This is a genomic window from bacterium endosymbiont of Pedicinus badii, from assembly GCF_002075085.1.
In the GTDB taxonomy this organism is placed as follows: Bacteria; Pseudomonadota; Gammaproteobacteria; order Enterobacterales; family Enterobacteriaceae; genus PRUG.
Map to the genome: position 1 here is coordinate 268,824 of NZ_LKAS01000002.1, position 12,265 is coordinate 281,088.

Consider the following 12,265-nt stretch of genomic DNA (forward strand, 5'->3'; position numbering starts at 1 on the left):
CATGTCAGACGAAATATACAATGACGTGGATCCATTTGAAACAAAAGAATGGATAGAATCAATAGATTCTATAATTTCATATTCTGGTATTGAAAGAGCTAAGTTTATTACAAAAAAAATTTTACAGCATTTACAAAACAACGACGTAGAAGATTTTGATTTACAAAAAAATTACGTTAACACTATACCTTTGAAAAATGAGCCTAAATATCCAGGTGATTTAGATATAGAAGAAAAAATACTTTCAGCAATTAGATGGAATGCGATTGTTATAGTATTAAAAGCTTCTAAAAAAAATCTAGATTTAGGAGGTCACATATCTACATTTCAATCTATTGCTTCTATTTATGATGTCTGTTTCAATCATTTTTTTAGATCTTCTAATAAAAATGACGGAGGAGATTTAATATACTTTCAAGGACATTCTTCTCCTGGAATCTACGCTAGAGCATTTTTAGAAAATAGACTAAGTCAAGAAAAAATTGATAATTTTAGACAAGAAGCGGAAGGTAGCTTAGGAATTTCTTCTTATCCACATCCTAAGTTAATGCCAAAATTTTGGCAATTTCCTACAGTATCTATGGGTCTAAGTGCTGTTTGTGCAATTTACCAAGCAAAATTTTTAAAGTATTTGAAAAATAGATCTTTAGTAGATACAAATAAGCAAACAGTGTATGCATTTTTAGGTGACGGTGAAATGGATGAACCAGAATCTAAAGGAGCAATAACCATTGCAAGTAGAGAAAATTTAGATAATTTAATATTCGTAATTAATTGTAATTTACAAAGATTAGATGGACCTGTTTTTGGAAATGGAAGAATTATAGAAGAATTGAGTGGGATATTTATTGGTGCTGGATGGAAAGTTATAAAAGTAATTTGGAGCAGCAATTGGGATAAACTATTTAAAAAAGATAAATCTGGAAAATTATTGCAATTATTAAATGAAACTCCAGATGGAGACTATCAAAATTTTTCTACTAGAGACGGAAAATATATGAGAGAAAACTTTTTCTCAAAATATCCAGAAACTTATAAATTAGTAGAAAAAATGAGTGATGAAGAAATATTCAAATTAGGAAAAGGAGGACATGATAAGAAAAAAATATATGCAGCTTTTGAAAAAGCAAAAAAAACTATTGGGAAACCTGTTGTAATACTATTTCATACTACAAAAGGATATGGTTTAGGAAAAAGTGCAGAAGGTAAAAATATAGCACATCAAGTAAAAAAAATTAGTTCAGAAGATCTTATAAATTTAAGAAAAAATTTGAAATTAGAAAATTTTATATCTAGTAAAGAAATCAATTCTCTTCCTTATATAAAATTTGATAAAAATTCTAAAGAATACCAGTATATGCAAGAAAGAAGAAAAAATTTACATGGATATATTCCAAAAAGATCAGAAAATTCTACTATTAATTTAGATATACCTGATATAGAATACTTTTCTTCTATATTTAAAAGAAGTATATCGATTACTTCTACAACAATGACTTTTGTAAATTTTTTAAATGCACTTCTTCAACATAGAATAAAAAATCATATTGTTCCTATTGTTGCAGATGAGGCAAGAACTTTTGGAATGGAAAGCTTATTTAGAAAAATAGGTATTTATAATTCGAATGGACAAAAATATACTCCTCAAGATAAAGAACAATTTTTGTACTATAGAGAACAAAAAGATGGACAAATACTACAAGAAGGAATAAATGAGTTAGGTGCAGCTTCATCTTGGATGGCAGCAGCCACTTCTTATAGTACTAATAATTATCCTATGATACCTTTCTATATTTTTTATTCAATGTTTGGATTTCAAAGAATAGGAGATTTACTTTGGGCAGCAGGAGATCAACAAGCTAGAGGTTTTTTAATAGGAGGCACTTCTGGAAGAACAACACTAAATGGAGAAGGATTACAGCATGGAGATGGACATAGTCATGTTTATTCCTTAACTGTTCCGAATTGTATTTCTTATGATCCTTCTTTTTCGTACGAACTTATTATAATTCTTCAAGAAGGAATAAAGAGAATGTACGGAAAAAATCCAGAAAATGTCTATTACTATATTACAGTAACAAATGAAAATTACTACATGCCTAAATTAATTAATAAAAAAGAAACTATAAAAGGAATTAAAAAAGGGATATATAAGTTTTCTTCTACTTCTGAAAAAATAAAAAGTGAAATACAGTTATTAGGATCTGGATCAATTTTTCAAAAAATACAAAAAGCTTCAAAAATTCTTTTAGAAGAATACAACATTGCATGTGATTTATACAGTGTTACCTCTTTTACTGAACTAGCTAGAGACGGATATGATTGCGAAAGATGGAACTTTTTGAATTTTAATAAAAATAAAAAAATACCTTACGTAAAAAAAATACTTAAAAATCTTCCTACAGTGGTTGCTACTGACTATATGAAAATTTTTGCAGATCAAATAAGAAATTTTGTACCGAACAAATATTTTTTTGTACTTGGAACAGATGGTTTTGGAAGATCAGATAGTAGAGAAAATCTTAGAATGCATTTTGAAGTTCATGAAAATTATATTGTAGTTTCTGCCCTGTATTTAATGATGAAATGCAAAAAAATTTCTAAAAGTACTCTCATAAATGCAATGAAAAAATTTAGTATAGATCAAAAAAAAATTAATCCAAGAATTTCTTAAATAGGAAAAAAAATGTCTACTGAAGTATATTTACCTGATGTTGGAGCAGATTCTGTAAAAATTTCAGAAATTTTAGTAGAAGTAAACGACTCTGTCGAAAAAGAACAATCTATTATGGTTGTAGAAAGTGAAAAAACTTCTATAGAAATTCCTTCTCCAATTGCAGGAATTATAAAATCTATAAAATTTAAGGTAGGAGAAGTAGTAAAATCTGGATCTTTATTATTTTTAGTAGAAGAAAAAAATACAAATAATGAAGAAAAAAAACTAGAAAAAATAGATATTAAAAAAGAAACTACAAAAAAAATATTTGAAGAAAAAAAGAGTAAAGAAGAGTATTTTTCAAAAGAAAAAAATCAAATAAACAACTATTTTTATGCTAGTCCAAGTGTTAGAAGATTATCAAGAGAATTGGATATCGATTTAGAAAAAATACAAGGATCTGGAAAAAATGGTAGAATCACAAAAGAAGATCTTATAAATTTTTTATCTAATCAAAGAATAACTACAGATTCTCCAAGATATTTAGAAGATGAAAAATTTCTATCTTTTCCTAAAAAACTACCAAAATGGCCTAAAATTTCATTTGAAAATAGAAAAAAAGAATCTGATACAGAAGAAAAAGATATACAAAAAATAAAGAAAATTTCTGGAATGAATTTACACAGAAATTGGATAATGATACCTCATGTAACTCAATTTTACGAAGCAGATATAACTAATTTAGAAGATTTTAGAAAAGAAATAAATTTGGATAGTAAAAAAAATAAAATTACTATACTACCTTTTGCTATAAAAGCAATTGTAAAAGCATTAAAAAAATTTCCTAATTTTAATAGTTCTTTTTTAGAAGAAAAACAAATGCTTTTAAAAAAAAATTTTTATAATGTGGGAATTGCTATTAATACAATAGAAGGTCTTTTAGTTCCAGTTATTAAAGAAGTAGATCGCCAGGATGTATCAGAAATTTCTGAAGAAATACTACAAATTATAGAAAAAATTAAAAATCATTCTCTCAGTTCAGAATATTATAAAAATGGATGTATTACAATATCTAATTTAGGAGGAATAGGAAATGGAGGATTTTTTACCCCTATTATAAATGCTCCAGAAGTAGCAATTTTAGGAGTTTCTAGATCTTTTATAAAACCAATTTGGGAAAAAAATAAATTTGTTCCAAAAAATATTTTGCCACTTTCATTATCATACGATCATAGAGTAATAGATGGAGTAGAAGGTCTATTATTCATAGAATATTTTGCAAAAATTTTAGAAAATATAAAAAATTTAATCATTTAAAAATATGAAAAATATAAATACTAAAGTAGTTATAGTAGGATCAGGTCCTTCCGGATATTCAGCTTCTTTTAGGTTAGCAGATTTAGGAATAGAAAATGTAGTTGTAGAAAAAAAAAGCAACTTAGGTGGAGTATGTTTGAATGTTGGATGTATACCTTCTAAATTTTTACTGCATGTATCAAAATTTTTAAGAGAATTCAAAGAAATAAAGAAAAAAGAAATTATTTCAGGTTCTATAAAAATTAATATTGAAGAAATAAGAAAGGAAAAAAACAAAATTATTCAAAATATCAGTAATAACTTAAAAAAAATGGCTAGTATTAGAAATGTACAAATTGTTCACGGATATGCCAGATTTTTAAATAAGAATAGTATTATTGTACGCAATGAAGAAGAAAAAGAAGTAAAAATAAATTTTGAAAATGCTATTATTGCAGTTGGTTCTAAACCAAGAAAAATGAGTATAATAAAAAATTTGCGAAGTGAAAGAATTTGGTATTCTGATGAAGCTTTGTCTTTAAAATTCATACCAAAAAATATGCTAATTATTGGAGGAGGAATAATTGGATTGGAGATAGGTACTATATACAGCAGTTTAGGAACTCAGGTGGAAATTGTAGAAATTTCTGAACAAATTGTTCCAAATGCAGACATGGATATTATAGAACAATACATAAAACAAACAAAAAATATTTTTAGCATCAAAAACAAAGTAAAAATTATTAGCATTTTGGAAAATGAAAAAGGAATACTAGTTAAAATACAGTACAAAAATAGAATTTTAGAAAATCAGTACGAAGCTATACTAATTTGTATAGGAAGAAAACCAAATTGTGATTTTAAAAAAATGCATTTACAAGATATAGGAATTCTTAGAAAAAAAGAATTTATTCAGACAAATGCACAAACTATGCAGACTAATATTTCAAATATATACGCTATAGGAGATGTTTCTAATCAACCTATGTTAGCACATAAAGGATCAAATCAAGGAAAAATTGTAGCAGAAATCATATCTGGCAAAAAGTATTATTTTGATCCTAAGACTATACCATTTATAGCCTATACCGATCCAGAGATTGCATGGATAGGATTTACAGAAAAAGAAGCTAAATTAAAAAATATAAACTATAGATCTGCAAAATTCTCCTGGAAAGCTTCTGGAAGAGCTATAGTTTCTGGATACGATGGAGTTACTAAATTAATTTTTGAAAGAAATACTAAAAAAATTATAGGAGGAGCAATTGTTGGACAAAATGCAGGAGAACTTCTAGGAGAAATAGGAATTGCAATAGAAAATTCTGTTACTTCTGAAGATATAGCATTAAGTATCCATGCACATCCTACTATGTACGAGTCGATTGGAATTACAGCTGAAATTTATGAAGGAATTGCAACTGACGTTTTAAATCGATCTATTTAAAAATATTATTTCCGTAGAAAATTTCCTGCATTTCTTTGCAGAGAATTTTTGTAATTTTTTCTTTATCTTTTTTATCTAATTTTTTATAAGAAGTATTCAAAAGGTATCTTTTTAAATTGAATTTTCTTAGTATCATTTTTGTTCTAAAAAACTTTTCTTGAAATATATTTGTATCTATAATATGGTATACATTTTTAATTTTATTAGGTATAAAATCGCTTACTGCATGGAATTTTTGATCTGAATAATGTTTTACTCCGTATTTATCTCTAGTAAATCCACGAATTTTATAATCTATCATTATTATATCGGATTTTAGTTTATAAATTAAGTATCCTAGTGCTTTTAAAGGGGATATAATACCACAAGTAGAAACTTCTATATCAGCTCGAAATACGCATATTCCATTTTTGTTATTTTCTGGATAAGTATGAACACAAATATGACTTGTATTCAAATGCGCAACAATAGACTTGTTTTTATGATTATTATTTAAATTTTTTGTACTATTTTTTTCTCCTACTAGTATAGCTACACTAGCCCCTTGTGGAGAATAGTCTTTTCTAGAAATATTAAGTACATTTGCACCTATAATAGAACAAATTTTTTGTAGAATTTTCGTTAATTTTTTAGAATTATACTTCTCATTTATATAAGATATATAATTATTTTTTTTAAAGGAATTTGTATAACGAAGTTCATAGATGTAAAAACTCAAACTTTTTGTTAAATTATTAAATCCATACAATTCAAATTTGCGCAATTTTTTCTCCTAAATTTGTGTATTAAATTATAACAAATCTTTTAAAAGGTATTGAGGAAGACAAAAACTTCCAAAATGAATATCTGAATTATAATATCGAAAATTAATATTTGAATTTTGTATTCTTTTCTCTATTCTTTTTTTATCTAAATAAAATTCTATTTTATTTTTGCTACCCCATAGAAATAGCATTATTCCTCCATAATAAGTAGGTATAGAAGATTGATAGAATTTAGTTTCTAAAAATTGTTTTTTTAAAATTTTATAACTTTGTATAGAAGATAATTTTTGAAAAAAAAACACTCCATTTTGTGCTACAAATATCCCATTTTTTTTTAAACATCGTAAGCATTCTTTATAAAATTTTTTTGTAAATAATATTTTCCCAGGTCCAATAGGATCTGTACAATCAGATATGATAATATCAAATTTTTCTTTATTTTTTTTTATAAAATCCATTCCATTTTGAATTATCAAATCTAATCTTGCATCAGAAAAAGCATTCTTGCTGTGATTTGAAAGATACTTTTTGCAAACCTCTATAACAAGTTCATCAACTTCTACCATAACTATTTTTTTTATACTTTCGTGTAGACAAATTTCTCTTAGAATTCCTCCGTCTCCTCCTCCTATAATTAGTATCTTTTTTGCATCAGGATGAGAAAAAATTGGAATATGCGTCATAGATTCATGATAAATAAATTCATCTTTCTCTGTAGTTTGTACTACTCCATCTAAAGATAATACTTTTCCTAAAATACTATTTTTGAATATTAAAACTTTTTGATAAGAACTGTATCCATTGTATATAATTTTATCTATTATAAAGTATTGTCCTAATTTGTTATGAAGTTTTTCAAAGAAAATTTTTTTTTTCATACTACAAAAATATTTAGTATTTTTAAAATGAAAGGATTATACATAATTAAATTTGCTAATACAAAAATAATTTTTAAAAATTACTAATCTAAAAGTGTTCAACATACGTATAGAAACTATTCAGAATTTATATATAAATTTAAAAATTTTTCTTGTTATAATAGCTTTTTCAATCTTATAAAAAATTAGCATGTATTATGAAATATAATATAGAAGTTTTAATTCCTCAAAAAGAAATCTATAGAAGAGTTTTAGAAATGGGAAAAACAATTAGCGATTGTTATAAATCTAAAAAAAAAATTCTATTAGTAGGAATACTAAAAGGATCTTTTATTTTTATTGCAGATCTTTGTAGATCTATAACTATAAAGCACGAAATAGATTTCATCACTATCTCTAGCTATAGGAATAGTACATTTTCTAATAAAAAAAATATCAGAATTGTCCAAGATTTAGAACAAAACATTTTTGGAAAAGATATAATCATTATAGAAGATATTATAGATTCTGGAAATACAATTAAAAAATTAAAGCATCTTTTATTTAAAAGAAAACCAAATTCTATATCTATTTGTTGTCTACTAAATAAAAAGGAAACAAAAGACATTTCTATAGAGGCTAACTGGATAGGATTTAATATACCAAATACATTTGTTGTAGGATATGGAATGGATTATGGACAAAAATACAGAAATCTTCCTTTTATAGGAAAAATATCTCATTTTTAAAAATAAGATACAGTATTCTATTTAGATTTTTAGTAAATTCTGTAGAAATTTTAATAAATGGAAAAGATATGAAATATGCTTTAGAAATAAAAAAATTAAAAAAAATATACCATTCTGGAAGAAAAGCACTTAATAAAATTAGCATGAAAGTAAAAATAGGAGATTTTTACGCATTATTAGGACCAAATGGAGCGGGAAAATCAACTACAATAAATATTATTAGTTCTTTGATGAAAAAAACTTCTGGAAAAATAAAAGTATTTGATACAGATATAGATAAAGATCCTATGAAAGTAAAAAAAAATATTGGAATAGTACCTCAAGATTTTAATTTTAACCCTTTCGAAACAGTACAACAAATTATTATTTATCAAGCAGGATACTATGGAATAAAAAAAAAATTAGCTTTTGAAAGAACAAAGAAATACCTAAAAAAATTAGATCTTTGGAATAAAAGAAAACAAATTTCTGGTACTTTATCTGGTGGTATGAAAAGAAGACTTATGATTGCAAGAGCTTTAGTTCATAAACCTAAACTACTAATTTTAGACGAACCTACAGCTGGACTAGATATAAAATTAAGAAAGTTTGTATGGAAATTTTTAAAAAAATTAAACAAGAGTACTACCATTATTTTAAGTACACATTATTTTGAAGAAGCAGAAATTTTATGCAAAAATATAGGAATTTTACAGAATGGAAATTTAATAGAAAATACTTCTATGAAAGAACTTCTCAAAAAGTTAAAAGTAGAGATAATAATATTATATCTAAAAAAAAATATCAATTTTTTACCAATCATAAAGGACTATGAGATAAAAATTATAGATAAAAAAACAATATCTGTAAAAGTATTCAAAAATGATGGATTAACAAATCTATTTATTAAGTTAAAAAAATACAATATTGAAGTTTTAAGTATGAGAAATGAATCAAATAGATTAGAAAAAATTTTTATAAATTTGACTAAATAAAAAATTAGGAGAAAGTACTGTGTATTTTATAGCGTTAAATAGTATTTTAAAAAAAGAAATAAAAAGATTTTCTAGAATTTGGATACAAACTTTAGCTCCTCCTACTATTACTATGACTTTATACTTTATAATTTTTGGAAATTTTATAGGACTTCAAATAAAAAGCATTAATGGATATTCTTATATACAATTTATCGTACCAGGATTAATAATGATGACGACTATAACAAATGCGTATATGAATGTTTCTTCTTCATTTTTTAGTGCAAAATTTCAAAAGAGCATAGAAGAAATTTTAGTAGCTCCTATACCTATACATATAATTATCATAGGATATGTTGGAGGAGGTGTAATAAGAGCTTTTATAGTAAGTATACTAGTAATCTGTATTTCTTTATTATTTACTTCTATAAAACTATATTCTGGATTACTTATGGTGCTTTTACTACTTTTAACTTCAGTATTGTTTTCTTTATTAGGATTATTTAATGCAATTTTAGCAAAAAATTTTGATGATATAAGTATAGTTCCTACTTTTGTACTTACTCCTTTAATATACTTAGGAGGTGTTTTCTATTCTTTAAACTTACTGCCAAATTTTTGGAAGTATATATCATTTATTAATCCAATACTTTATATTGTCAATAGTTTTAGGTATTCTGTATTAGGCTATTCAGAAGTTTCAGTATGGATTGCAATTTTTATACTGATTTTTTTTATATTTGTATTCTATTTTTTATGTTGGAAACATTTTAAAAATATTTCTTTTATCTAATTTTTATGATTTTATTATCTATAAGTCTAACGTTTTCCAACCAAACACTTGAAAGTATGATTCCTTTTTTAGTTTTTTTTCCTATAATGGATAAATTTTTTGCATCCAAAATTTTTAGTATTTCTACTTTAAATCCAGATTTTCTTAGTTTTTTTTTTGTTTCTTCTAATAAATTTTGATTTTTTCTACGACATTTAACAATTTTATGAGAAGCATATTCTAGTATCTTATTAAAATTATTTGCTATTTTTATTGATTCTTTACTTAATAAATTATTTCTTGAACTCAAAGCCAATCCTTGTTCATTTCTTATAGTAGGAACAGAAAGTACTTTAATATCATAATTTAAATCTTGAATCATAGTTTTTATAATAAATAATTGCTGATAGTCTTTTTCTCCAAAAACTACAAATTTTGGTTTTATTAAATTAAAAAATTTGCATACTATTGTACAAACACCATTAAAATGTTCTGGACGTTTTTCTCCTTCTAAAAAGTCACAGTATTTTTTAACTTTTACTATTGTATTTCCTGTATTTTTTTTAGGAAGTATTTCTGATTTTTTTGGAATGAAAACAGAATCTATAGGAATTTTTTTTAAAAATTCTATATCTTTTTTTAAAGTTCTTGGATAATTTTGAAAATCTACTTTTCTATCAAATTGTATTGGATTAACAAATATACTGGCTACAACGGTAGAAGAAACTTGTTTCGCTTTTTTTAATAAAAAATAATGTCCTAAATGCAAATTTCCCATAGTTGGAACAAATGCAATTTTTGTATTTTCTTTAACAAATTTTTTTAGTTTACTAATATTTCTTATAATAAGCATTTTTAAAAATATGTATGCTGATTTTCTGGAAATTTTTTATTTTTTACATCTTCAATAAAAATTTTTACAGCATTTTGTATACTTGTGCTTTTTTTTAAAAAATTTTTTGCAAAAAATGGAGTTCTTTTTTTCTCTGTAATTCCAAGAAAATCTTGCATAACTAGTATTTGTCCATCAGTAAAAGGACCTGCTCCTATTCCTATTACTGGAATATCTAAAGATTCTGTAATAGATTTTGCTAAATAAGCAGGTATACATTCTACAAATAAAATTTTTGCTCCATTTTCTTGTATTTTAATTGAATCTTCTATCAATTTTTTTGCTTTTTTATTTTCTTTGTACTGTATTCCATAACTTCCTATCATATTTATAGATTGAGGTGTTAGACCTATATGTCCACAAACAGGAATGTTTCTTTCAGTTAAGTATTTAATAGTTTCTAGAACCCAATTTTCATTCCCCTCTAATTTTACCATGTTTGCACCTGATTGTAGTAGAAAAGATGAATTTTTTATAGAATCGTATTTTTCAAAATAAGTTGCAAATGGTAAATCAGATATCAATAAAGTTTTTCTATTCGATATTCCTTTTCGTACTGATTTTGTATGGTATGCAATTTTATCAATTGAGACACATAAAGTATCTTGATTTCCTAAAATTGTCATTCCTAAGGAATCTCCTACTAGAATGAAATCAATGCCATTTTTTGAAAAAATTTTTCCAAAAGAATAGTCGTATGCCGTTAAAGCTGCAATTTTTTCTTTCTTTTTTTTATCTACTATTTTTTTTATCTTATCCATAATTTTAGCAAAATTTTATAGTTTTTAAAATTTTTAATCTATTAGGAACTTTTCTAGTAAAATTCCTAACTTCTTTTCCAGAAGGAAGTTTAATATTTGGAGCAATTTCCAATAAAGGATACAAAACAAAATCTCTATTTTGCATATCATAATGAGGTATAACAAGATTAGATTTTTTGATATTTTTTCCACCCCAAAGAATAATATCTATATCTAAAGTTCTTGGACCCCATTTTTTCATTTTTTTTTTTTCTTGTAGATACTCTATGTTTTGTATATAAAATAAAAATTTTTCTACATGCATTTTTGTTCTTATAGACAAAACTAGATTTAAAAACTTCGGTTGTTTTATTTTTCCCATTGGAATGCTTTCGTATAAAGAAGAAATTAATTCTACTTTACTGTTTGGAATTTTTTTGATCAATTTGATTCCTTTTTTTATTTGTTTAATAGGATTTTTTAAATTACTTCCTAGTGCTAAAAATACTAGTTTCATACTGAATTTTATTTTTCAATCATTTGTTTTTCTCTAATTTCTGCTAATGTTTTACAATCTATACAGAGATCTGCTGTAGGTCTTGCTTCTAATCTTTTTATTCCTATTTCTATTCCGCAAGATTCACAGAATCCAAATTCTTTTGCATCTACTTTTTTCAAATTTTTCTCTATTTTTTTAATCAATTTTCTTTCTCTATCTCTATTTCTTAATTCTAGACTAAATTCTTCTTCTTGTACTGCTCTATCTACTGGATCCGGAAAATTAGAAGCTTCATCTCTCATATATATCACAGTTTTTTTAATTTCTTTTTTTAATTGATTTCTCCAAGCTTGCAAAATTTTTTTAAAATGCAGCAACTGATTTTCATTCATATATTCTTCTTTATTCTTTTTCTTATAAGGTTTCACTCCAGCTATAGAAAGCACATTTAGAGAAGATAACTTTTTTTCTTTTTTTTTCATTCTTTATCCTTTTATAATTTATTCTAAAAAAAAAAATACTCTTTTGTCAAAGTTTTAAAATTTATTTTAAATTTTTATAAAAACAAAAAAAGAAGCCCAATTTTAAATATTTTAAAAATATTCTATAATGTCTAATTAAAAAAAAAAATACACTTTAC

General features: G+C 24.7%; 12 protein-coding genes. 6 read left to right on the plus strand and 6 right to left on the minus strand.

The annotated features are described in order from the left end of the window. Position 1 precedes the first annotated feature (1 nt). From aceE to lpdA, 3 genes are read left to right on the plus strand one after another with little or no spacing between them, the layout of a single operon-like run. Positions 2-2,674, plus strand: coding sequence for a pyruvate dehydrogenase (acetyl-transferring), homodimeric type (gene aceE, locus AOQ89_RS02800; protein WP_080873272.1), 2,673 nt, complete (start codon positions 2-4; stop codon positions 2,672-2,674). Positions 2,675-2,686: 12 nt separating this feature from the next. Further along, on the plus strand, positions 2,687-3,973 hold the full coding sequence (locus tag AOQ89_RS02805) for a 2-oxo acid dehydrogenase subunit E2 (RefSeq protein WP_080873274.1): 1,287 nt from the start codon (positions 2,687-2,689) through the stop codon (positions 3,971-3,973). Positions 3,974-3,977: 4 nt separating this feature from the next. Next, entirely contained in the window at positions 3,978-5,396 is a 1,419-nt protein-coding gene (lpdA, locus tag AOQ89_RS02810) for a dihydrolipoyl dehydrogenase (RefSeq protein WP_080873276.1), read from the plus strand. Here lpdA and speD read toward each other — a convergent pair. Both speD and speE read right to left on the minus strand, forming a co-directional pair. Next, positions 5,389-6,159: an adenosylmethionine decarboxylase gene (gene speD, locus AOQ89_RS02815; RefSeq protein ID WP_080873278.1), complete on the minus strand. Its 771-nt coding sequence runs from the start codon at positions 6,157-6,159 to the stop codon at positions 5,389-5,391. The genes lpdA and speD overlap by 8 nt on opposite strands. 27 nt (positions 6,160-6,186) lie before the next feature. After that, positions 6,187-7,038, minus strand: a complete 852-nt coding sequence (gene speE, locus AOQ89_RS02820; RefSeq protein WP_080873279.1) for a polyamine aminopropyltransferase — start codon at positions 7,036-7,038, stop codon at positions 6,187-6,189. A 197-nt stretch (positions 7,039-7,235) separates the two neighbouring features. On the opposite strand from speE, the gene hpt reads away from it, so the two are divergent. From hpt to AOQ89_RS02835, 3 genes are all read left to right on the plus strand, one after another. Beyond that, the gene (gene hpt / locus AOQ89_RS02825; RefSeq protein ID WP_080873281.1) at positions 7,236-7,766 is read left to right on the plus strand and encodes a hypoxanthine phosphoribosyltransferase; all 531 of its coding nucleotides are present in this window, start codon (positions 7,236-7,238) and stop codon (positions 7,764-7,766) included. 68 nt (positions 7,767-7,834) lie between these two features. Continuing rightward, positions 7,835-8,740: an ABC transporter ATP-binding protein gene (locus AOQ89_RS02830; RefSeq protein ID WP_080873282.1), complete on the plus strand. Its 906-nt coding sequence runs from the start codon at positions 7,835-7,837 to the stop codon at positions 8,738-8,740. Positions 8,741-8,759: 19 nt separating this feature from the next. Continuing rightward, positions 8,760-9,515 carry an ABC transporter permease gene (locus tag AOQ89_RS02835; RefSeq protein WP_080873284.1) on the plus strand — a complete coding sequence of 252 codons (756 nt, stop codon included), beginning with the start codon at positions 8,760-8,762 and terminating at the stop codon, positions 9,513-9,515. Here the strand turns inward: AOQ89_RS02835 and panC are convergent. From panC to dksA, 4 genes are read right to left on the minus strand one after another with little or no spacing between them, the layout of a single operon-like run. Further along, entirely contained in the window at positions 9,508-10,347 is an 840-nt protein-coding gene (gene panC, locus AOQ89_RS02840) for a pantoate--beta-alanine ligase (protein WP_080873286.1), read from the minus strand. The genes AOQ89_RS02835 and panC overlap by 8 nt on opposite strands. Positions 10,348-10,349: 2 nt before the next feature. After that, positions 10,350-11,147, minus strand: coding sequence for a 3-methyl-2-oxobutanoate hydroxymethyltransferase (gene panB, locus AOQ89_RS02845; RefSeq protein ID WP_080873288.1), 798 nt, complete (start codon positions 11,145-11,147; stop codon positions 10,350-10,352). A gap of 4 nt (positions 11,148-11,151) precedes the next feature. After that, entirely contained in the window at positions 11,152-11,643 is a 492-nt protein-coding gene (gene folK / locus AOQ89_RS02850) for a 2-amino-4-hydroxy-6-hydroxymethyldihydropteridine diphosphokinase (RefSeq protein ID WP_080873290.1), read from the minus strand. 8 nt (positions 11,644-11,651) lie between these two features. Next, positions 11,652-12,107, minus strand: coding sequence for an RNA polymerase-binding protein DksA (gene dksA / locus AOQ89_RS02855; protein ID WP_080873292.1), 456 nt, complete (start codon positions 12,105-12,107; stop codon positions 11,652-11,654). Positions 12,108-12,265: the final 158 nt, after the last annotated feature.

Bases quoted from the DNA above. Each gene is read 5' to 3' on its own strand.
- aceE (WP_080873272.1), top strand. From the start codon at position 2: ATGTCAGACGAAATATACAATGACGTGGATCCATTTGAAACAAAAGAA.
- AOQ89_RS02805 (WP_080873274.1), top strand. From the start codon at position 2,687: ATGTCTACTGAAGTATATTTACCTGATGTTGGAGCAGATTCTGTAAAA.
- lpdA (WP_080873276.1), top strand. From the start codon at position 3,978: ATGAAAAATATAAATACTAAAGTAGTTATAGTAGGATCAGGTCCTTCC.
- speE (WP_080873279.1), bottom strand. From the start codon at position 7,038: ATGAAAAAAAAAATTTTCTTTGAAAAACTTCATAACAAATTAGGACAA.
- hpt (WP_080873281.1), top strand. From the start codon at position 7,236: ATGAAATATAATATAGAAGTTTTAATTCCTCAAAAAGAAATCTATAGA.
- AOQ89_RS02830 (WP_080873282.1), top strand. From the start codon at position 7,835: ATGAAATATGCTTTAGAAATAAAAAAATTAAAAAAAATATACCATTCT.
- panC (WP_080873286.1), bottom strand. From the start codon at position 10,347: ATGCTTATTATAAGAAATATTAGTAAACTAAAAAAATTTGTTAAAGAA.
- panB (WP_080873288.1), bottom strand. From the start codon at position 11,147: ATGGATAAGATAAAAAAAATAGTAGATAAAAAAAAGAAAGAAAAAATT.
- folK (WP_080873290.1), bottom strand. From the start codon at position 11,643: ATGAAACTAGTATTTTTAGCACTAGGAAGTAATTTAAAAAATCCTATT.
- dksA (WP_080873292.1), bottom strand. From the start codon at position 12,107: ATGAAAAAAAAAGAAAAAAAGTTATCTTCTCTAAATGTGCTTTCTATA.